17 protein-coding genes are annotated in these 21,843 nt (G+C 40.1%); 10 read left to right on the top strand and 7 right to left on the bottom strand.

From position 1 onward, the window contains the following. The first annotated feature begins 142 nt into the window (after positions 1-142). The 4 genes from BM291_RS02105 (at position 143) to BM291_RS02090 (ending at position 5,996) form a co-directional block, all read left to right on the top strand. Positions 143-1,804 carry a carboxylesterase/lipase family protein gene (locus BM291_RS02105; RefSeq protein ID WP_092894514.1) on the top strand — a complete coding sequence of 554 codons (1,662 nt, stop codon included), beginning with the start codon at positions 143-145 and terminating at the stop codon, positions 1,802-1,804. 194 nt (positions 1,805-1,998) lie between these two features. Next, on the top strand, positions 1,999-3,657 hold the full coding sequence (gene glgP / locus BM291_RS02100) for an alpha-glucan family phosphorylase (RefSeq protein WP_092894513.1): 1,659 nt from the start codon (positions 1,999-2,001) through the stop codon (positions 3,655-3,657). Between the two features lie 135 nt (positions 3,658-3,792). Then, a complete protein-coding gene (locus tag BM291_RS02095) occupies positions 3,793-5,595 on the top strand; it encodes a M14 family metallopeptidase (RefSeq protein WP_092894512.1) in 1,803 nt (600 codons plus the stop codon). 14 nt (positions 5,596-5,609) lie between these two features. Beyond that, a complete protein-coding gene (locus BM291_RS02090; protein ID WP_092894511.1) occupies positions 5,610-5,996 on the top strand; it encodes a VOC family protein in 387 nt (128 codons plus the stop codon). Between the two features lie 127 nt (positions 5,997-6,123). Here the strand turns inward: BM291_RS02090 and recQ are convergent, their stop codons facing one another. The 4 genes from recQ to BM291_RS02070 form a co-directional block, all read right to left on the bottom strand. Further along, a complete protein-coding gene (gene recQ, locus BM291_RS02085; protein WP_092894510.1) occupies positions 6,124-8,238 on the bottom strand; it encodes a DNA helicase RecQ in 2,115 nt (704 codons plus the stop codon). A 483-nt stretch (positions 8,239-8,721) separates the two neighbouring features. After that, entirely contained in the window at positions 8,722-9,315 is a 594-nt protein-coding gene (locus BM291_RS02080) for a YceI family protein (RefSeq protein ID WP_092894509.1), read from the bottom strand. Positions 9,316-9,382: 67 nt separating this feature from the next. Continuing rightward, the gene (locus BM291_RS02075; protein WP_092894508.1) at positions 9,383-10,645 is read right to left on the bottom strand and encodes a hypothetical protein; all 1,263 of its coding nucleotides are present in this window, start codon (positions 10,643-10,645) and stop codon (positions 9,383-9,385) included. 16 nt (positions 10,646-10,661) lie between these two features. Next, a complete protein-coding gene (locus tag BM291_RS02070) occupies positions 10,662-11,240 on the bottom strand; it encodes a YceI family protein (RefSeq protein ID WP_092894507.1) in 579 nt (192 codons plus the stop codon). A 275-nt stretch (positions 11,241-11,515) separates the two neighbouring features. On the opposite strand from BM291_RS02070, the gene BM291_RS02065 reads away from it, so the two are divergent. From BM291_RS02065 to BM291_RS02045, 5 genes are all read left to right on the top strand, one after another. Beyond that, positions 11,516-13,675 (top strand): TonB-dependent receptor, encoded by a 2,160-nt coding sequence (locus BM291_RS02065; protein ID WP_092894506.1) that lies wholly within the window; start codon positions 11,516-11,518, stop codon positions 13,673-13,675. A gap of 2 nt (positions 13,676-13,677) precedes the next feature. After that, positions 13,678-14,322, top strand: a complete 645-nt coding sequence (locus tag BM291_RS02060) for a hypothetical protein (RefSeq protein ID WP_092894505.1) — start codon at positions 13,678-13,680, stop codon at positions 14,320-14,322. A 76-nt stretch (positions 14,323-14,398) separates the two neighbouring features. Next, entirely contained in the window at positions 14,399-15,472 is a 1,074-nt protein-coding gene (locus BM291_RS02055; RefSeq protein WP_092894504.1) for a sensor histidine kinase, read from the top strand. A 42-nt stretch (positions 15,473-15,514) separates the two neighbouring features. Continuing rightward, positions 15,515-16,267, top strand: coding sequence for a LytR/AlgR family response regulator transcription factor (locus BM291_RS02050; RefSeq protein WP_092894503.1), 753 nt, complete (start codon positions 15,515-15,517; stop codon positions 16,265-16,267). Between the two features lie 186 nt (positions 16,268-16,453). Then, positions 16,454-17,581: a DUF4221 family protein gene (locus BM291_RS02045; protein WP_092894502.1), complete on the top strand. Its 1,128-nt coding sequence runs from the start codon at positions 16,454-16,456 to the stop codon at positions 17,579-17,581. 116 nt (positions 17,582-17,697) lie between these two features. Here the strand turns inward: BM291_RS02045 and BM291_RS02040 are convergent, their stop codons facing one another. The 3 genes from BM291_RS02040 to BM291_RS02030 all read right to left on the bottom strand — a co-directional run bounded on the left by BM291_RS02040 (position 17,698) and on the right by BM291_RS02030 (position 20,605). Continuing rightward, entirely contained in the window at positions 17,698-19,269 is a 1,572-nt protein-coding gene (locus BM291_RS02040) for an Rne/Rng family ribonuclease (RefSeq protein ID WP_092894501.1), read from the bottom strand. Positions 19,270-19,450: 181 nt separating this feature from the next. Then, positions 19,451-20,278: a tetratricopeptide repeat protein gene (locus tag BM291_RS02035; protein ID WP_092894500.1), complete on the bottom strand. Its 828-nt coding sequence runs from the start codon at positions 20,276-20,278 to the stop codon at positions 19,451-19,453. Between the two features lie 18 nt (positions 20,279-20,296). Beyond that, on the bottom strand, positions 20,297-20,605 hold the full coding sequence (locus tag BM291_RS02030) for an HU family DNA-binding protein (RefSeq protein WP_057937110.1): 309 nt from the start codon (positions 20,603-20,605) through the stop codon (positions 20,297-20,299). 145 nt (positions 20,606-20,750) lie between these two features. Between BM291_RS02030 and mutY the strand changes: the two genes are divergently transcribed. Further along, positions 20,751-21,824 carry an A/G-specific adenine glycosylase gene (gene mutY, locus BM291_RS02025; protein ID WP_092894499.1) on the top strand — a complete coding sequence of 358 codons (1,074 nt, stop codon included), beginning with the start codon at positions 20,751-20,753 and terminating at the stop codon, positions 21,822-21,824. The last annotated feature ends 19 nt before the right edge of the window (positions 21,825-21,843 follow it).

The raw sequence follows: 21,843 nt of genomic DNA, 5'->3' as shown, positions 1-21,843 counted from the left end.
TTTAGCCTTTATTTTTTCATTTTGAAACAATAATATCCCATTCAAATAAATTATGGGTTTAAATATGCATTTCCCGCCAAGGCTGGATTCTTTAATTGCTATATTTTATTCAAGATCAAACCTTTAACATTAAACCCTAAGCATGAAAAATAATAGACGCGAATTCTTTAAGAAAGTCGGGGTAGGAACGGCGGGATTAGGTTTAGCAGCCGTTGTACCTTTTTCTACACAAGCAAATTCCACTTCAAAACCGGCAGCCAACGGAGGTCAATTTCTCCAGATCGGCGACGACATTGCCATTGCAAATACCAATTCAGGCAAGGTGAGAGGCTATGTATTAAATGATATTTATACTTTTCTCGGGGTTCCCTATGGAGCTGACACTTCGGGCAAAAACCGTTTTATGCCTCCACAGAAACCCGCTCCATGGACTGAAGTGAAGCCAACTATTTGGTGGGGAAATACAGCTCCGCAAATCATGGACAATCGCTATGCAAGTCCAGATTACTCCTTTGCAGATCACTGGAATTACGATGACTTAAGTGAAGATTGCCTCAAATTGAATGTCTGGACACCGGCTTTGGACGGTAAAAAAAGACCTGTGCTCGTTTGGCTTCATGGTGGCGGATTCACTAACGGAAACGCAGTAGAGCAAGACGGGTATCACGGGGAAAACCTAAGTAAAAGTGGTGACATGGTTTTCGTATCAATCAATCACAGACTTGGGCCAATAGGCTTCACTGATCTTTCGGGAGTGGGTGGATCTAAGTATGCAGATTCCGGAAACGTCAGTCAACTCGACATCATTGCCTCGCTGGAATGGGTTCGGGATAATGTTTCCAATTTCGGTGGTGACCCAGGAAATGTAACGATTATAGGTCAGTCTGGAGGAGGTGCAAAAGTCACTGCGACTATGGCTATGCCTGCGGCAAAAGGATTGGTGCATAAAGGGGTTGCCTTGAGTGGATCTATGCTTCAGGCTTCCAACCAAGAATATTCTCGCACCCTTGGTGAATACGTCATGAAAGAAGCAGGATTGACTTCAGATACTGTGGATAAGTTGCAGGATCTGACATGGCGGGAATACCTAGATGTAGCAAATAGGGCTATGGCAAAAATGCGAAAAGATAATCCGTTGCCTGGATTTAGAGGAGGATTTAGCCCAGTGGCGGATGGAGCAAACATCCCAGAAGGTGAGTTCTTCTCTGATCCAAATGGCTTGGCTTCGGACATTCCTTTAATGATCTGCACTACTTTCCACGAGTGGAATCCAACGCGGACATCCCCCGAATTAGAGAAAATTGATTGGACTGGAGTAGCCGAGAAACTGAATGCTAACTTTGGAACAGCCACAGATAAAGTAATCGCAGGATATCGCAAAGACTTCCCAGAAGCTTCCCCAGCAGATCTTTGGGCTATGATTCTTTCCAATAGAAAAGGAGCAGTCGCTACAGCAAACGCAAAATCGACGCAGAAGGCTCCAGTTTATCTGGCTTGGTTCGGCTGGGAACCTGAGCTATACAGTGGCAGAATGAAAGCTTTTCACTGCATAGATATTTGCTTTTGGTTTGACAATACTGACCGAATGTACACCCACACAGGTGGAGGTGATAGACCTCGAAAGTTATCCGAGAAAATGTCGGCTTCTCTCCTCTCCTTCATGAGAACAGGGGATCCTAATGCTGGAACTCTTCCAAAGTGGACTGCGTATTCTCCAGCCAACGGCGCAACTATGATCTTGAAAGACAATCCAGTTTTGAAAAATAAGCCGGATGGAAATGGACTGGCAGCTTTGCCAGCATAAAACTCAACATATACAAAAGTAGAAGCGCAGAACTATATCAGTTCTGCGCTTTCTGTTTACACCTATTTATAAAGAATTTCTAAAGAAAATAAGACTATAAATCAAAGCCCGAATTCAGTTCAAATACTTTACGTATCGCTTCCTGAATCTTGTCTACGGATTTCAACTAAATTGGAAAAAATAACCAATCCACAATGACTGATTTTAGAAACTATAGCGTGCCGTATCAGATTTCGTCGGAATACTCCAAGAAGGTCGCCTATTTCTCCATGGAATTTGCCATCCATCAACCTCTCAAAATCTATAGTGGAGGCCTGGGCTTTCTTTCAGGATCTCATTTACGAAGTGCCTATGAACTCAAACAAAATCTGATCGGAATCGGCATTCTCTGGAAATATGGCTATTACGATCAAGGAAGAAATCAGGATCAGACCCTTAAGGCTGAGTGGTATGAAAAGACCTATAGCTTTCTCCAAGATACCGGCATCAAGTTTCAAATAACCATTCACGGCAATCCTGTTTGGGTAAAAGCTATGTATCTAGCTCCAGAGACTTTTAACAGTGCGCCGCTGTTTCTCTTGAGTACCGACTTACCAGAAAACGACTACCTCAGCCAAACCATCACACATAGACTGTATGATTCAGATACTGCCGCCAAAGTAGCGCAGTTCATCATGTTGGGGATCGGTGGAGCCAAATTACTTGACGAATTGAATTTCAATCCTGATGTCTATCATCTCAACGAGGCTCACGGCGTCAGTGCTGTTTTTCACCTGATGAGAAAGTTTGGTTCCAAAGAAGAAGTAAAAAAACGTTTGGTATTCACCACACACACTCCTGAAGAAGCTGGAAACGAGAAGCATGATATCTACTTATGTGATCAAATGGGATATTTCAATGGCTATCCGTTGGAAGAAGTCAGAGAGCTGACGGGGATGGAAGGAGATCTTTTCAATCACAGTTTGGCCGCATTTCGATTTGCCAGAAAAGCTAATGGAGTAAGTAAGCTTCATGGCAAGGTGAGCAGAGAGATGTGGAGTAAATATTCGGATATTCCTGAAATTACCTCGATTACCAACTCGCAGAATTATACTTACTGGGCGGACAAGCAGCTGTATCATTTCATGAATACAGATAACAAACCGGCATTTGAAGACAGGAAGCACTATTTGAAAAAAAGAGCCTTCGAACTGGTAGCAGATCAGACGGGAAAATTACTTGATCCAAACGTGCTGACAATAGTTTGGGCCCGACGTTTTGCTGGATATAAAAGACCTGATTTAATCACTAGAGATCTGGCCAGATTCGAAGCATTAATTAACAATCCAGAACGACCAATACAAATTATTTGGGCTGGAAAACCATACCCTTCTGACTATGGGGCTATTTCCACATTCAATCAGCTGGTACATCTTAGCAAAAAATATCCAAATGTAGCTGTCTGTGTAGACTATGAACTCACCTTAAGTAAGCGACTCAAGCAAGCGGCAGATATATGGTTAAATAATCCACGTGTTCCCCGAGAAGCAAGCGGCACTTCGGGAATGACTGCAGCCATGAACGGGGCAGTGAACTTCAGTACATTCGATGGCTGGATTTGTGAATTTGCCGAGCATGGCAAAAACAGTTTCATTGTGCCAACAGCAGATTACGTAAACATGAGTATTCCGGAACAAGACCATTTTGACTTAGAAAACATCTTTCAGGTGCTAGAAAAGGAAATAGTCCCAACCTACTATGAAAATAAAGACAAATGGGATGACATCGTAGAACAAGGAATGAAAGATGTGGTCGAGGGATTTGAGAGTAACCGAATGGCGAAGGAATACTACGAAATCATGTACAAAAGCTAATATTAAGGCACTTAATCAAAAGCTCATCTTCTTCCCAGACTTGACTATTGATCTTTTAAATGGTCAATAGTCACTTTAACCAAAATTGATTCGCTACTATCGAAGTACTTTCGATATTTGAAAAAAGAACTCCAAATGAAAAAACCATTACTCTACATTCTTTCAACGATCCTTATCCTTACTTCGCCTTTCGCATCCTTCGCCCAGGACATTATGCCTCCTACCCTTCCGTGGAGTGGCAAAAGCAAAGAATTACTTGTGGATAAGTCTCATAAATGGGTGACTCCTTTTGAACTTTCTGATGGTTTAGAGTCACCTACATATTCAGAAACTATTGCTTGGGTAGAGAAATTAGTGGCAAATTCTGAATACCTCAGAATCGTAACCCTTGGCACTAGCGAACAAGGAAGGCCTATAGAGTTGGTGATCGCTTCCAAAGATCGAAGCTTCTCGGAGGATGAGTTATCCACATCCAAAAAGCCCTTGATATTCTTTCAGGCAGGAATTCATGCAGGAGAAATAGATGGCAAGGATGCAGGTATGATGTTGCTTCGAGACATTTCTCAAGGAAACAAATTAGCACTTCTGGATGATGCAAACCTACTTTTTATCCCGATTCTGAATGTGGATGGGCATGAAAGAAGAAGTGAATATGGTAGAGTAAATCAGCGCGGTCCAAAAGAAATGGGCTGGAGAACGAACGCTCAAAATCTAAATTTAAACCGAGATTATACCAAGTTAGAAACTGCAGGAATACAAGCTGTAGCAAAAGTTATCAACAGCTTCGATCCTGATCTTTATGTGGACATTCACGTGACTGACGGCGCGGACTATCAATACGACATTACCTACGGCTATGTAGCGACCGGCGGTTACTCTCCTCAAATTTCAAACTGGTTATCTACCTATTTTCAGCCAGAAGTAGATCAGGCATTGAAAGATGAAGGACATATCCCAGGTCCGCTATTGTTTGCTGCAAATGGTAATGACTTCACTCAAGGAAATGTGGCATTTTCATTTAGCCCACGATTTTCTCATACCTATGGAGACATTAAGCATATACCTTCGATTTTGATAGAAAATCACTCGCTAAAGCCATTTGAGCAGCGCGTATTAGGAACTTATGTTTTCCTAGAACAAGCTATCAAAACAGTTAGCAGGCATTTTTCGGAGCTTCAAGCGGCGGTGAAATCTGACAAAAATCAAAAACCAAGTGAGATCACAGTGAAATTTGCTTTCAGAGAAACCCCAGCAGATTCTATGGAGTTTTTAGGGATCGCTTCGAGAACCGAAACCTCAGCTATCACTGGAAGAGATTACGTGGTATGGGAAGGAAAAAAAATCACCCAGATAGTACCAAGCATTTTGATGGATAGACCTGTCGAGAACGTGCAAGTGCCAAAGGCATACTGGATTCCTGCAGAATGGGGCGCAGTCATTCAAAAAATGAAGGCCCATGGAATCGAAATGGAAATCTTGACCCAAGAGAAAGAATTGAATCTAGAGTTTTCTACTGTAGGAGAATATAAAATGAGTAGTCAGCCCTACGAGGGATTATTGCGCATTCAATCAGTAGAGCTAGATAAATTAAAGAGAACCGTCACACTTCAGCCAGGTTCTGCGCGTATCAGTACAGACCAATCGCTTGCAGAACTAGTGGTCATTTTGATGGAGCCTGAGTCGATCGACAGCTTTTTCCAGTGGGGATATTTCAATTCGATTTTGGCACAAACTGAATACATGGAAACCTACATCATGGAACCTTTGATCGCTAAAATGCTGTCCGAAGATGCTGACTTAAAAAAGCGATTTGAGGAAGAAAAAGCATCCAATCCAGAGTTTACTAAATCCCCTAGAACTGTTTATTCATGGTTTTACAAGCAAACGCCTTACTTCGATCAGAATTGGAAAGTGATTCCTATTGGAAGAGAACGGTAAGTCTAAGCAATACTATGAAAATTGAACATCTTGCAATTTGGGTCGATGACTTAGAACTCATGAAGAATTGGTATTGCCAGTCATTCAAAATGTCAGCGGGTGAAAAATATGAAAACCTCACAAAAGGCTTCAGCTCCTATTTTCTCAGCTTTTCCACTGGCTCCAGAATCGAACTCATGAAGAGAAACAATATTGCTGAAGCTCAAAAGCCTAGAGGTATGGTATCAGGATTGGCGCATTTTGCTATTTCTGTAGGTTCAAAAGAGACGGTAGATCAAATGACTTCTGATTTTAGAACTCTTGGGATAGCCATTATAGGTGAACCGAGAACTACTGGCGATGGATACTATGAAAGTGTGATCGAAGACCCAGAGGGTAATTGGATAGAGATTACAAGTTAAATGCCTAAAGGCGAATTAGATGAATCCTTAGATTGGTGTATAGGCAAACAATACTTGTCAGCATAGTAATCCCTTCGTAGCCAGCAGATTTAAGTATAATTTCTAGTAATCACCTATATGAGCTAATTCATTCATTCTTAAGAATTATTGTCAAACTCATTCTTATTTCTCCATAAGAGACAGCTTCGTTTAGCTTTTCATAAATGGGCTTCAGAGATATGGCTCTGTCCAATTCATTGAATGCAACTCGTACTTTATCCACCACGTCTTTCGATACAAGTTTCTCTAATTCCACCTCTCTCCCCTCAGTATATAGCTGCGATAAATGGGAATAAACAGTGGTGATTTGTATGTTTTTTTTGTTGGCGATCTCTATGGGGCTAAGCCCTTCTTTGTACATCGCAAAAGTGTCCATAATAGTCGGAGTCTTTTTTGGTTTTGCTACGGATTTGAACTTTCGGATTTCGTCCATAAATTCTTCTCCATACTGCTCCATCTTGTTCATTCCCACTCCAGAAATTCCCAAGAACTGGTTTTCTGTGACAGGCAAATCTATCGTCATTTGTTTCAATGATTTGTCACTAAAAACAACGTAAGACGGCACATTTTTTTCACGGGAAATTGAAGACCTCAACTTCTTTAATGCTGCAAATAAATCCGTATTTACTTCTCCTTCATCTGCCATTTTAGCGATGTTTGGCCTTCTACTGACTTTCTCTTCAGCTAGTATTGGTGAAGTCAATTTTATGAACAGCTCTCCCTTCAGCACTTTCCATCCTACGGGTGAGATCTTTAATGCCGAACCTTCACTATACATAATCTCAATCAAGCCTTGATTAGCCAATTGAATGATATAATCCCTCCAATCTATATAACTAATGTCCTTCCCTGCTCCATAGGTTTTGAGTTGTGAATATCCACTCGCATGTACCTCAGCATTATTGGAACCTCTCAATACATTAATTAACATGGCAATTCCTTCCTTTTCTTTCATTCTGGCAATTCCGGAAAGCGCTTTTTGAGCCAGAACAGTGCCTTCAAAATCTTTGGGTGGATTGTCACACACATCACAATTCCCACAATCTTTGGGTAAATGCTCTCCAAAATAAGAAAGCAGTATTCTTCTTCTACAAGATTTCGCCTCAGCAAATTGCAACATGCGATTCAGTTTCTCCTTTTGCATAGTTGAATTTGCCCCATCCTCCGCGAACTGACTGTACATCACAAAATCACTCATGTTATAATATAGCCTTGTTTCAGCAGGCAGTCCGTCACGACCAGCTCTACCTATTTCTTGGTAGTATCCCTCTAGGTTTTTTGGCAAATTAAAGTGAATTACCCAACGCACATTAGATTTGTCAATCCCCATCCCAAAAGCAATCGTCGCTACGATAATTTTGGTATCGTCATAAATAAACGCTGTTTGAACTCGCTCTCTTTCCTCGGGATTCATCCCTGCATGATAATACGCTACCGAATGTCCATATGACTTCAAATAATCGGCGACTTCCTCGGTATTCTTCCTACTAAGGCAATAAATGATGCCACTTTCATTCTTTTTTTTCTCTACAAAACGCCCAATTTCTTCCAGTTTTTTCTTTTTAGGAACTTGGCCTCTAACCTCAATACTCAGGTTTTCCCTGTTAAAAGATGAGATAAACAGCTTGGAATCATTCAAGCCCAGCTGTTCCTCAATATCTATTCTTGCAGATTTATCAGCAGTGGCCGTTAGCGCCATAAAAGGAACTTGGGACAAGGAATTTCTAAATGCTTTTAGCTTGGTATATTCTGGTCTGAAATCATGTCCCCACATGCTGACACAATGTGCCTCGTCGATGGCTACTAACTTTATGTTCAAATTCCTCAACCAGGTATTGCTCACAGAAATCAATTTCTCTGGCGATAAATAAAGCAACTTAATTTCGCCCTTTGTAGCTCGAGCAATCACTTCATTTTCCGCTTGTGGAGAAATAGAACTATTAAAAAAATCTGCTTTTATTCCGTTGGCTTGCAATGCCTGAACTTGGTCTTTCATCAATGAAATAAGAGGCGAGACAACAATCGTAATTCCATCAAAACACAAAGCTGGAATCTGAAAGCACATCGATTTTCCCCCGCCAGTTGGCATGAGTACAAAACTGTCCTTTCCTGCCAAGGTGCGCTCAATAATTTCTTGCTGTAAAGGACGAAATTCATCGTACCCAAATACATTCTTTAATAGTGTATGTGGATTAATTTCCATGATTACCTCTTTGTTCTTGATAACATCTATTTCTAGAGCTATTAAAAAAAGCTTACCTCATTTGATTCTGCCACAAATTTAATGGAAACATCCCTCGATCTAGGCGGTCATGGGTAGATATCTCAATTTGAACATCTTTAATTTGAGTTCTAATTAGGGAGAGAGAGATGGATCAATTAGGGATACACAGAGATACTTGCGCCCACAAACCTGATTAATACCCTAACTAGAATCTTTTATACTAATCGCATTAGATCGCAACTCAAAAAATAAGTACTTACATAATGGACTGTTAGTTTGCAAAGTCGAAGAAAAAGTCTGCTATTTTTTTACATCAACTAGCTCACTAATTACCTGCAGGCTACTTCCGCACACTATATTTTAAATCTGCTAAATCTTCAATCAAATCAATTATTTTAAATCTCCCTCCTTCGATCGGAATTGGGAAGTGATACCAGTGGGAAAGGAGTAGTAGAAACTTCCCTAACTGTGCTCTTCCAACACCAGTGCAAAATTAACCTCTATTGAATCCCTCACTTTAATTGTTCCTAAGAACTTCACTGGTGGATCTAACTTGAAATCTGTAAAAGTCAGCGTACGTTCTCCAGCTAAAAGTGCTTTTCCACCATTTTTTGCAAGAAATACACAAGAAATCGGGTAGATTTTAGATACGCCTGCCAGTGTGATTTCCACTTCTCCTCGTAAATTTTCCTGATTTATAGTTTCAGATTCTTTGATCAGATTGATAAATCGCACACTGATAGTAGGATGATCCTCGATCTGAAGTGTCTCTCTGAAGTCTTTAGTCATGATCGCATTGAAGCAATCAAAATTGACGGTTTTGAGAATAATCTCTCCACTCCATTTAGATATATGGAGATCGGGGAAATAAGTTTCCTTCAACAAATCCCCTCCTTGATATAGATTGGATTCACAGCGAAAGCTGGAGATGTTGGTACTTCCTGCAATTTCGATTACGCTATCTGAGGCTATTCTCCAGATTTTCTCATCGGACAATTCACTCTTTGTATAGAAAAAAGAGAAATAAGTAAGGAGTGCTAGAAGTACAATCTTCATGGTAATTTATATAAAAACTGCCTAGTCTGCTCTTAAGAAAGATAGACTAGGCAATTTGTTATGGTCATTAGAAACTGATAGCAGCTTCTAGGTTAACACCATTAAACTTTGCTCCATTATAAATGGAAGTTGCATTAAAACCATTTTTATACTCTTGATTCATATACTCTAATTTGACAATCACATTTTTTGTCATAAACCATCCTCCACCTATATTCAAACGGCTTATTTCAATGTCAGAAGTATCGGAAGCTTTGTTTTTGCCTTTTACAGTATTGTATCTCCCACCTAGATAAAATTGCTCAGTACCACCGAAACGGTAAAGAAGTTCTCCAGAAAGTTGAGTGAAATTACCATCGCCCTGCTCCTCAGAATTACCTACAGATTCTAAAATCCCAAAGAATTCCAGCCCTTTATATTTAATAAATGGGTTAATCTGAAACGCCGTCATTTGTTTGAAGCGAGGATTAAATCTGCCTTCAAAATCATTTGAAGCTCCTTCCAAAGGCTGCAAAACATTGTAATAACGTCCGCCAGCTCTATCACCCCCATACAACCAAGTACCAGTAGTAGTCCCTTTATTTAAGTACCATGATCCTGTAAGTCTGAATCTGAGGTCATCATTCAATTGCTTATCCACACCTAGTTTTCCATAAAATGATGGTTTGTTATCCGTATTGTCGTTTACTACGACACTTTGATTCAGTTTGCCATTCGTAAGACCTACGATAGCAATCAATCCATCTTTTTGAACTGTCACTTCCCCAAAAGCTTCAGTGGCAAATGAGTCCATTATATAATTGCCGATAAAGGGATTATAGATTGCCCGGGCGTTGTCGGATCTACGGAAATGTGCATCCCCGTAATTAAACTCATCCATACCAAAGGTTAAGGTGGTGTAATCCATAATTCCATCCAGGAAGCCTTCTTTGATAAATCCCAATCGGTCAATTTGTAGATATCCACCTTTTACCCAAGCCTCGTTGTGATGCTTAGCCGAGAGATACGTTCGTAAGTGCAATCTTAACCCATCAGCGAGCTGCGTATTGATATTCAGGTTCGCGGATGGCAAGTTGAAGTTTGAGCCCAATTCTACTAGATTATTCAGCGAATTGGAGTGATTGATAGATTGGAACTGCAGTGCAAAATCGCCTCCTATAAATACACGAACCTTGTCAAAATCGCCTCCTTTTTCTTTAGGAGTTTCAAAAACATTCAACCCCTCCTTACTGTTTTGACGGAAATATTGAAGTTCTGTTTTTTCTTGAGCTAGGACTATACCCGATGTCAGCATTGCGCAGGACAACAAGGTGAGAGTTGATAATTTCATGATGGCTTACTTTAAATTAATTTTTTGGTGAGAAACTAGTTTCAAAAACTAGTGTGAGTTCATTCCCCGTTTTAATTGTCCCGAAGACTGCTGTTGGAGCGTCAATATTAAAATCACTAAACAGAATAGCGTGGGTTCCTGTGAATTTGATACTATTTCCGCTCGTAGAATAAGTCACCTCTAGTGGGATAATTTGGGAGGTCCCAGCGATGGTAAGTTTGCCTTTCGTTTTCACCACATTCCCGGTGATCGCTATGCATTCGGTCATCTCAAATTTGATGGTGGGGTGCTTTTTTTCTATTAAAGCTTCATACGCGTTATTATCCATAGACCCTTTACCACTTTTTAGGCTTTTCACTGGTATAACAAGATTGAGAGAGGTGATTTTTGAAAGCCTTCCGTTTTCTAAACTCAGTTGAGCCGCACCGGTACTGCCCACCTTAGCTACCATTTCCCAGTCATGAATAGTGGAAGTTCCAGCCACGGTGAATTGCTGTGCACTAGAAAGAGAGTAAGCTTGTTGTCCAAAACTCGGAAACCACATCAACAGCATCACTGCTGGGATGAGGTACTTGGTAAAAAGATACCTTTTCATTGTAGTATATAGTTGGTTGCACTAATTGCTAGTGCAAAAGTACTCTTCTCAGCTCGCACGAATGGTGAGTTATATGCTAAGAGGGAATGATTAAAATCATCTTTTACAGAGTCAATAGAAGGAACTTTAAAGTGATACAAAGTAAAGCGGAGTGAATATTCCCAATAATTTCGGGTTCCATTTTTTACGCTTCAGTCTTTGCTATCTACACTTCAGTAAGCTTTAATTTTTTCACTGGGACTAGACCTGCACTTTTGATTCAAATCTGAAACGAAATGAATCCACGACTTCTACTTTTTATCACTTTTATCCTTCTGCAAACCCAAGCTTTTGCGCAAGCAAGTCTCCACGGAAAAGTTCTGGATGAAAAGGGTGTTCCTCTACCGGGAGCAAATATTCTAATCAAAGGAAGCTATGATGGAGCGACCAGCGGACAAGACGGAAGCTACCGATTTGAAACTTCAGCGACAGGATCTCAAGTTTTGGTTTTCAAGTTTCTAGGCTTTAAAACTCAAGAACTAGCAATTACACTTGATCAGAATTCGCTGGAAATTCAACAGATCAAATTGATCGAAGAAATAACCGAAATGAATTCTGTGACGATCTCTGCTGGAGCAATGGAGGCTTCGGATGAGAAGAAATCTGTAGTACTCAGACCACTGGATATCGTCACTACCTCAGGCGCGATGGGAGATATAGTAGGTGCTTTGCAAACTCTACCCGGAACTAGTACCGTGGGAAATGACGGTCGTCTATTTGTTCGCGGAGGTGATGCCAGCGAAGTGGGAATCTACATCGATGGGCTTCGTGTAGGAAATGCCTATGGAAGCTCCACCGCAAATGTGCCTACCAGAACCCGCTTTAATCCGAATATTTTCAAAGGAACATTTTTCAGCACAGGCGGATATTCCGCGGAATACGGTCAGGCCCTTTCCTCAGCTTTGTCGCTGAATACTAAGGACCATTCCTTGAGAACTCAAGGAGATGTATCCATCATGTCTGTAGGCGGAGGATATTCTCAAACGCTTGCTAATGACAAGCATAGTATCTCGCTTACGGCGAATTATTTTGACTTAAAACCTTACCAAAACCTAGTTAAGCAAGATTTTGATTGGGAAAGAGCTCCTAATGGATGGGATGTGGAATTGTCTGCTCAGCAAAAGCTAAAGAAAGGTGGACTCGTGAAAGTGCTCGCCAGAACTGAGGCTGGGGGAATGGAACTTTGGCAAACTCAGCCAGGAGAAAATGGGCGAGGAATGTATGTAAACCTTCATAACAAGTACTCCTATGCACAGAGCAATTGGAGGAATTCCTATGACAATGGCTGGTCTTTGTTCGGAGGTCTTTCGGTCTCTTCAAACAAAGATGACTTGATCATTGATGCCACTCCGATAAAAAGAAAAAACCTGCTGTCCCATGCCAAATTTACTGCAATTAAAGATTTCTCGGATCGTGTATCCATGAAAGTTGGGACAGAGTATTTCATTCATAATTACTCCGAAAAACTCCAACTGGAAAATGAAGAAAGAAGCTTTGACGAACAGGAAACCTATTTCTTCACTGAATGGGATTGGTATCTGAGTAAAAAACTAGTGCTAAGAGGCGGATTGAGAGCAGGTAATAGCCAGCTGGCAGAACAGTCTTGGGTGGATCCTCGCCTTTCACTTGCCTATCAAGTCTCAAAGTTTGGTCAAGTTTCCCTTGCCTCAGGTCAGTTTCATCAACTACCTATCGAGAATTTCCGAGCAATTGACCCCACTATCGGCAACTCGAAAGCAAAACACCTGATCTTAAACTATTTGTTTCAGAAAGATGGCCTAATGTTCCGAGCGGAGACTTTCTACAAAAGTTATGACGAGCTAATCAGATTTGAAGGAAATCCTAGCAATCCTACCGGGCTTCGAAATGCTGGCGCTGGTTACGCTCGTGGGGTAGACTTCTTCCTCAGAGATCGGAACAGTATCAAAAATACAGACTACTGGATTTCTTACAGTTTCGTGGATAGCAAGCGATCTTACAACCAGTATGAAACTGAAGTTCAGCCAAATTTCGCTCCGAAGCACAATTTCTCTTTAGTGGTCAAACATTTCATTCCGACGCTAAAATCCCAGCTAGGAACAACATTCTCATTCAATGATGGCTACACCTTCACCGATCCAAATGAGTCTGGAGAAATGAACTCCAAAACCAAAAGCTACCAAAGTCTGAGTTTCTCTTGGAGCTACCTACCAAGGCCAAATCTGATCATTCATTTCGCGGTCCAAAATGTACTCGGTAGAGAAAATATATTCGGCTATTCCTATGCAAGCAATCCAAATGAGCAAGGAGTATTTGAATCACTTCCAACCGGACAGCCAGCACCGAGGTTCCTATTTTTGGGGATTTTCCTTACGCTTTCAAAAGACAAAACAGCAAATAACTTAAACAACTTATAATTATGAAAAAGTACATCTTAACCCTCGCATTCTCTTTAGTATGGATAGCTTTTGCGCAAGCATCCGACCCAGCATTCATCGCAGCCATGCAAAAGCAATTGAAAGCAAAAAAGACGATTGCCAATTACGAGCAATCGCAGGAAGTTACCAACGGATTTTTGAGAATTGCTGATGCTTCAGATTCAGAATGGCTACCTTTCTATTATGCGGCTTTACTGAAGACAGAGGCAGCTTTTCGCTTTGATATAGAAAAAGACAAAAGTCTGGATGAAGCGCTGGAATTGGTCAAAAAAGCTGATAAAATAGCTCCCGGAAACTCTGAAATCACTGCCTTGAACGGGTACATTTTGATGGGAAAAATCAGTTTGGATCCTGCAGGTCGCGGACAGAGCATGAGCCCTCAAGCTATGCAGCTTTTTGGAAAGGCGATAAATTTGGATCGTGAAAATCCACGAGCAGTTTCCCTCATGTCACAAATGGAACTAGGGATGGCAGAGTTTTTCGGAACAGGTCCCGAAAAAGCTTGTGGAATGGCTAGAATGAGTCTGGACTTATACAAAAAGGAAGAAGCAAAAATCACAGATGAGTACCTCCTTCCTACATGGGGCAAAATGCAGGCTGATCAGGTTGCATCAAAATGTAATTAATTAAAACATAATCTACAGATTCCTTTCTTTCAAACGTGAGAGAAAGGAATTGCCTCATTTTAATTAATTTCCCAATATGCCAGAAAATAACGAAAAAGGAATTTGCAAAACCAAAGGCGATATCTGGGGCACTATTCCAAGCTTTCTGATAATCAACTTTGGAATAGTAATGATACTCATGCTGTATTTCTGTCCCAGCTGTTTTTTGAGTTGGGCGGGAATCAAAAGCATGGCGCCAGATTTTGTCTTTTCATTTGCGATCACTGTAGCTATGAGCTTCGGAGGAAATGCAGTCGAGACATTTTACGATAAGAGAATCTCTTGGATTCATCATCCAGCAAAGCGATTTCTCTTGACAAGTGTGACTTACCTGAGTTATGCCTTCTTAGTTTCCTACATCTTAATATTCCTCTATTCCCTAGTAAAAGGAAGATTTACTATCGATAACATTCCATTTCGTTTAATTTTTGAATATTCTCTAATGCCGATGGGAATCGCATTGGGATTCATGGCTTTGTTCACCACACGATCCTGGCTGTTAGAATGGAGAAAGTCAGCATTAGAAGCTGAGATACTTCGAAGTGAAAAACTAGCAAGTCAATATCAATCATTGAAGGATCAGCTCAACCCCCACTTCTTGTTCAATTCTCTAAATGTACTTTCTAGTTTAGTTTATGAAAGTGCCGACAAATCTGCGGCATTTATACAGAAACTCTCACGCATTTACCGCTATGTTTTAGAGGCACAAAAAGAGGAATTAATTGAGTTAGAAAAGGAAGTAGGCTTCGCAGAAAACTTCCTTGAATTACAAAAAATCAGATTTGAAGAAAGCTTGAAGTTTTCAATTGAAATTCGAGATACCGGTGGCTTTCTTCCTCCTCTTTCATTGCAGCTATTGCTAGAAAATGCAATCAAACACAATATTGTAAGTGAGGAAGATCCTTTGTTTATCAACATATACCGGAAGGAGAATAATCTATGGATCAGCAACACATTTCAACCAAAAACGAGTAAAACTGAACCATCTACTGGAGTAGGGTTGAACAATATAAAAATGAGATATCAACTTCTTTCTGATCGCTCTATTGAAATTATTAAGACTGATAATGAATTCTTGGTCAAGCTTCCTATTCTGGAGTTATCCACATGAAATAGTGGACTATAACAGGGATTAAAAACAAATTATAAGCACATGAAAATCTTAATCATAGAGGATGAGAAACCTGCTGCAAATTTGCTGAAGATGCAGATCAAGCAACATTTTCCAGATGCAGAACTTTTCGGAAACTTAGATAGTATTTCAAAAAGTATTGCATGGTTTACCCAAAATCCACAACCAGATTTGATACTATGCGATATACAATTAGCAGATGGAATTAGTTTTGAAATTTTTGACAAAGTCAAGTTATCAACACCTATAATTTTCACGACCGCTTATGACCAATATGCAATAAAAGCATTTCAGGTTAATGCAATTGACTACTTACTGAAGCCAATTGATCCAAAGGAATTGGAAAGGGCTGTGGATAAGTTTAAAGCAAATCTAATTAGATCAACCATTGAATTGGATGTACTGAAAAACTTACTAATCCCGGATAAAACAAGCTTCAAATCAAGATTTCTAGTTCGATTTGGAGAGAAAATTCAGAGTATTCCTACGGAGGATATTTCTTTTTTTAACAGCGAAGAAAGGGTCACATTTTTACAAACGAAGGAAGGAAAAAAGTACGTACTCGAAAGCACGTTGGAGCAAACTGAAGCCCAGGTAAACCCAGCAAATTTCTTTCGTCTCAATAGAAAATACCTCAGCAGTCTGGAAGCTATCGAAGGGATTTTTTCCTATTCGAATAGTAGATTGAAAGTCACATTAGAAAACTGCTCTGATCCTGACATTCTAATAAGTCGTGAGAAAGTAAGTGATTTCAAAGAATGGCTAGATCAATAATTTTGATAGAATTTTTTGAGCCATGGCTAAAAGTCTCGATAGACTTAGCAAGTAATCTTCAACTGCAAAAAAGAGCGAGCGATAATTGATACATTAGGCAAGGCAGAAGCAAATTGAATTTATAAAACGGTAAGTTTTTTTTTGTACCGAATTACTTAATTTACAAAACACATTCATTCCAATTCCATGAGAAAATTGACTCTACTAAATTTTTTAGCCTTATGTATTCTTGGATCATGTTCTACTAAGACTACAAAACAAATTCCTGTTCTTGATCTGAAGGATTTGATCGTGGATACCTTGTATTTGGAAAAGGATACACTGACCAAAAATCTAGGCTCACACTTTTCATTTTACGAAACTGATTCCGGAAAAATATTAGCTACTTATTTAAACCATCAATTATTAGTCTATAGCTATCCAGAAGGAAAATTGCTAAAAAGTCAAACTTTCGAAAAAGAAGGCCCAGATGGCATTGGCTCCTTCATTACCGGAAATTTCATAGATAAGAATAGCATTTACTTTCTTTCCCAGCAGAAGGAATTGATTCAATCAGATTTGAATGGAAATGTACTGGAGAGATGGGATTTACCAGCCGTAACTAGCGAAAGGAAGTATGCGAACTACTCAAGCTATTTGTACAATAATCTACAAAAATCAGGAAATGAGCTGTATTTTGTTGATATCCCATTTGTTTTCCAGGATGGTTTTGAAAACTACGACAAGTGGGGAATGGTGTTCAATACTGAAACGGATAGTTTTTCTAATTACCATTTTCTTTACCCTCGATCTATCACAGAATATACCCAGGATGATCAGTTGGGGTTATTTAGCCATGTCTTCAACCCAAAATCAAAAGAACATCTTATAGGTTTTTCTATCTCAGATTCGATAGCTATCGTGAAAAATGGAAAGCAAAGTTGGAAATGGGCAGGAACAACAAGTCCGCTTGAATTCAAAAAAGGAGAAACTATTCCGAGTGGTGAATACACGGTATTCCAACCAAATCATGAAAGCAGCAAATATGAAGCATTAGATTTAGACACCTATGCTAAAAAAATCATACGCTGGGTTAGATTAAAGGGACCCAATAAAGATTACCCGGACAGACAGGAATACCGCCTTTTAGTTTTTGATCAAGAGTTTAATCCTGAAGCTGAAATAAAATTCAATATTGATGAACTTGCCAAATTTGGGTTTAATACACCAAAAGGATATGCCTTAAGCCTTTATACCAAAACAACAGATGATATCGTGGCATATGCAGTAATTGATTTCTCGAAAATTAATAATGCTAAGACCGAAACCAAATAGGAAGTACAATCAAAAATCTAGGCAAATTCACAAGTCAAATAAAATGTTGCAACTATAAGTAAACTTTGTGAGTTCCGCGGATAAAACCCTTTTATAAAGCACAAAAAAAAGCGAGACTATTCAGTCTCGCTTTTTACTAGTAGTTCGATTTCCTCTCCAGATTCATCTAAGAATCTGTATTCCGTCACGGGTAGGGAAGAATCTTTGATCAGTTTTATCCACTTATTATACTTGAAAAACCACTTCACTCTTCGGCTAATTATACCGGTAGTAAAGTAAGCGTGCAGGTAGGGATGCAGCCCAATTTGTATTTTACTCACATTCTGGATAGTCGCAATATGATCTACGTCTTTTTCCAGCTTATCGGCTATCAATATAGAAGCCTGAATTTTGCCGGTTCCGTTGCATGCCGGGCAAGTCTCTTTAGTCACAATATTGACCTCAGGCCTTACTCGCTGTCTGGTGATCTGCATGAGCCCAAATTTGCTCAATGGCAAAACAGTATGCTTAGACCTGTCAAACTTAAGCTCGTTATTCATCGCTTCGTAGATGGCCTTTTTATTCTCGGCCTTCTTCATGTCGATAAAATCGACCACGATGATTCCTCCCATATCTCGGAGGCGTAGCTGTCTGCCAATTTCTTTAGCTGCGACCAGATTGGTTTTTAATGCCGTTGATTCCTGGTCACTTTCCTGGTTGGACTTATTACCACTGTTCACGTCAATGACGTGCAGGGCTTCTGTATGCTCGATGATCACATACCCTCCTTGCGGAAGGCTGACCGTCTGTCCAAACAGGCTTTTGATCTGCTTTTCTATTCCAAAACTTTCAAATAGCTTGGCTTTACCGTTGTAAAGCTTGACAATTTTTTCTTTTTCAGGAGCTATATTCCTAATGTAGGATCTGATCTGATCGTAAGTAGATTCTTCTTCTACGGTGATTGCGTCGAATGATTCATTGAGCAGGTCTCTCACAAGTGAGGAGGCCATACTCATCTCTCCGATAATTTTGTCGCGACTCTTGGCTTTCATCAATTTGGCCATGCCTTCTTCCCAACTACTGAGAAGATTGCGAAGGTCTTTATCTAAGTCACTAACGGACTGACCTTCTGCCACTGTCCGGATAATTACTCCGAAATTGGCTGGTTTAATAGAATTGATGAGTCTCAGGAGACGTCTTCTTTCCTCGTTGCTTCGGATCTTCTTGGACACGTTAACCGAATCCGAAAAAGGAACTAGCACGAGGTAGCGACCTGGTAGAGAGAGCTCACAGGATAGTCGAGGCCCCTTCGTAGAGATGGGTTCTTTGACGACCTGAACTAAAATCTGTTGATTTTTCGATAGTGGATTGGAGATTTTTCCAATCTTGTCGATTTCAGGTTCGTTTTCAAAACCCTTCAAATTATAATTGCCGTAGTTGTTGTTGCGCACCATTTTGGTGAACTTCGTCAAGCTGTTGAAATTTGCCCCGAGGTCCTGGTAATGAAGAAAGGCGTCTTTCTCATAACCTACGTCAATGAAAGCTGCATTGAGCCCATTGACGATTTTGCGGACCGTACCGAGATAAATATCTCCAACTTTAAACTGATTGTCCATTCCTTCGGAATGCAACTCAACCAGGCTCTTATCTTGAAGGAGGGCAATTCGACTTCCGTTTTGAGCAGAATCGATTAACAATTCCGTACTCAAAATCTCGTCTTATTATTATGTAAATGAACGTTTACTCAAATGACAATAAGAAGAAGTGTATTACTTCTTCTTATGTCTGTTTTTTCTTAGTCTCTTCTTACGCTTGTGCGTAGCGATCTTATGTCTTTTTCTTTTCTTTCCGCAAGGCATAGTCTTTGGATTTAGTAGTGATACAAATAAATTATAGCTTTTCGAGATAGCTTTCGATACTTCCAAGGATCATTTCATCCTTGGTCATCGTTTTTACTTTCTCAAACTGAGCTTTCGCTTTGTTGTTTTGTTTGGCTTCGAAATAGCTCACGCCTAAGTAAAACTGCCCCTGAAGATTATCCGGGTGATATTGGATCAATTCTTCGAATCGCTCAGTGGCACGCTTGTACTGGCCTGATTGCATAGATAGTACGCCCATGTTGAACAGTCCATCCTCATTCTGCGGATCCTCTTCTAAGATTTCTCTCATCATCGTGATTCCTTGCATTGGGTTGGACGAGGACACATAAGTCATCGCTACCTTGGTTTTCAAATCCAAACGGGTGGGATCGTTTTCCAGCACCTTGTTTAAATACTTTCGGGTCTGCTCGGCAGTGTAGGTTACTTTCTCCGGATCTAGTGCAAAGCTGAATGCCTCATAGTAGGCGTTTCCTGCTTTTTCTGCTAGTTCCATGTCCGACTGCTTATCAGCTGTCAAACTTAGATAATATCCTGCACTATCGTACTTCCCAAGTTCCTGATAAATCGCAGCAATTTCTTCCGTTGAAGACTTTACTTCTTCTTTCGAAGAATTCTCAGCGATCTGAAGTTTCAGCGTATTCAACTGAAGTCTCTGATCAGTACTTAGCTCAGCCTCATGCATCGCCACAGGATCAGTGGATTGAGTGGAAGATGATGAATTTTCCTGAGAAATTCCATCTGCCTTGCTTTCGTTGTCCACGACCACAGTAGGAAGGACATACAATCCTGCGATTGCGATGACTCCTATAGCGATTAAAATGAGTTGAGATCTTTTCATGTCATAAACTCTTCGGACTTAGTCCTGAGGAGCTAATTCCTTGATTTTTTTGCTGTTCTTGATCTTCTCTACAAACACCTTTGATGGCTTGAAAGCCGGGATGTAATGCTCGTCGATCACGATTGCTGTGTTTTTGGAGATGTTTCGGGCGATTTTTCTAGCTCTCTTCTTGTTGATGAAGCTACCAAATCCTCTCACGTAGATGTTGTCTCCTTCGGACATTGAATCCTTCACTACTTTGAAGAACGCCTCAATGGCTTGTGTAACATCATCCTTTTGGATGCCTGTTTTGTCCGAAATCTTAGTGATTACTTCTGCTTTAGTCACTGTAATATTAATTTAGAAATTACGAAATAAGCTTAACGACCTATTAACCAAGTGTTTTTGGGACTGCAAATGTAAGACAACCATTGTAATTAAAAAACATATTCACAAAAATTAGCTTGATTTGTATGATAGACAATAATTGACCATGGATCACAAAACCACTGAATATCAGGCTTTTTCGCATCAAATACTAACTTGGTATCGTGAAAATCCAAGGGATTTACCATGGAGAGGAACGGATGATCCATACAAAATTTGGCTCTCAGAGATCATTCTTCAACAGACTCGAGTCGCTCAGGGGTTACCTTATTATTATGCATTTTCGGAGACTTACCCCACTATTAAGGACCTAGCTTTGGCACCCGAAGAAGAAGTGCTAAGACTATGGCAAGGATTGGGGTATTATAGCCGAGCCAGGAATCTCCATGCTTGTGCAAAAAGCATCTGGTTTGAAATGGATGGCGAATTCCCAAACACCTATGATAAACTACTTAAACTAAAAGGAGTCGGTAGTTACACTGCTTCAGCAATAGCAAGTTTTGCCTATGGTGAAGTAAAAGCAGTTGTGGATGGTAATGTATTTAGGGTTTTAGCTCGCTACTTCGGGATCGAGACTGACATAGCAAGTTCAAAAGCCAAGAAGGAATTTGAAGCCTTAGCTAATCAGATTATACCAAAAGATCAGCCTGGAGAATTCAACCAGGCAATGATGGATTTTGGAGCTAGACTCTGCACACCCAAAAACCCAGGATGTGAATCATGTCCTCTCAAGGCTTCCTGCTTCGCTTTACAATATAATATAGTGTCGGATCTGCCTGTGAAGATTAATAAAGTAAAAGTAAGAGAAAGGCATTTCCATTATTATGTAATTAAGTGTGGGGAAAAATGGGTCTGGAAAAAACGGACCTCAGGGGATATTTGGGAAGGACTTTTTGATTTTCCTCAGACAGAAACACCTGATGGTCTTACTTCTCCTCCAATGCATATCCCATCCTCCGCAGCGGAAAATACCCAGCGCTTTCCAAAAAATTACAGACACATCTTGTCACATCAACGATTAAATGCCGTTTTCTCTGAAGTAGAAATAAAAGAAGAAAATTTGGAACAGCTCGAAAACTGGTGTGAAGAGGAAGGTTTCATGCTCGTAGCAGAAGAGAAGATCGAATATCTAGCAAAGCCAAAGTTAATTGTGAACTTTTTGAACGATCAAGAGATTTGAGTACCTTCAAGTATTAGAT

It is taken from the genome of Algoriphagus aquimarinus (genome assembly GCF_900112005.1).
GTDB lineage: Bacteria > Bacteroidota > Bacteroidia > Cytophagales > Cyclobacteriaceae > Algoriphagus > Algoriphagus aquimarinus.
This window is presented reverse-complemented; position numbering and strand designations above follow the sequence as displayed.

What these genes read in the sequence shown, in the direction of transcription:
- BM291_RS02075 (WP_092894508.1), bottom strand. Translation starts at nt 10,645, where the DNA reads ATGAAATTATCAACTCTCACCTTGTTGTCCTGCGCAATGCTGACATCG.
- BM291_RS02095 (WP_092894512.1), top strand. Translation starts at nt 3,793, where the DNA reads ATGAAAAAACCATTACTCTACATTCTTTCAACGATCCTTATCCTTACT.
- BM291_RS02045 (WP_092894502.1), top strand. Translation starts at nt 16,454, where the DNA reads ATGAGAAAATTGACTCTACTAAATTTTTTAGCCTTATGTATTCTTGGA.
- BM291_RS02070 (WP_092894507.1), bottom strand. Translation starts at nt 11,240, where the DNA reads ATGAAAAGGTATCTTTTTACCAAGTACCTCATCCCAGCAGTGATGCTG.
- BM291_RS02055 (WP_092894504.1), top strand. Translation starts at nt 14,399, where the DNA reads ATGCCAGAAAATAACGAAAAAGGAATTTGCAAAACCAAAGGCGATATC.
- BM291_RS02080 (WP_092894509.1), bottom strand. Translation starts at nt 9,315, where the DNA reads ATGAAGATTGTACTTCTAGCACTCCTTACTTATTTCTCTTTTTTCTAT.
- BM291_RS02105 (WP_092894514.1), top strand. Translation starts at nt 143, where the DNA reads ATGAAAAATAATAGACGCGAATTCTTTAAGAAAGTCGGGGTAGGAACG.
- recQ (WP_092894510.1), bottom strand. Translation starts at nt 8,238, where the DNA reads ATGGAAATTAATCCACATACACTATTAAAGAATGTATTTGGGTACGAT.
- mutY (WP_092894499.1), top strand. Translation starts at nt 20,751, where the DNA reads ATGGATCACAAAACCACTGAATATCAGGCTTTTTCGCATCAAATACTA.
- BM291_RS02060 (WP_092894505.1), top strand. Translation starts at nt 13,678, where the DNA reads ATGAAAAAGTACATCTTAACCCTCGCATTCTCTTTAGTATGGATAGCT.
- BM291_RS02090 (WP_092894511.1), top strand. Translation starts at nt 5,610, where the DNA reads ATGAAAATTGAACATCTTGCAATTTGGGTCGATGACTTAGAACTCATG.
- glgP (WP_092894513.1), top strand. Translation starts at nt 1,999, where the DNA reads ATGACTGATTTTAGAAACTATAGCGTGCCGTATCAGATTTCGTCGGAA.
- BM291_RS02065 (WP_092894506.1), top strand. Translation starts at nt 11,516, where the DNA reads ATGAATCCACGACTTCTACTTTTTATCACTTTTATCCTTCTGCAAACC.
- BM291_RS02050 (WP_092894503.1), top strand. Translation starts at nt 15,515, where the DNA reads ATGAAAATCTTAATCATAGAGGATGAGAAACCTGCTGCAAATTTGCTG.
- BM291_RS02035 (WP_092894500.1), bottom strand. Translation starts at nt 20,278, where the DNA reads ATGAAAAGATCTCAACTCATTTTAATCGCTATAGGAGTCATCGCAATC.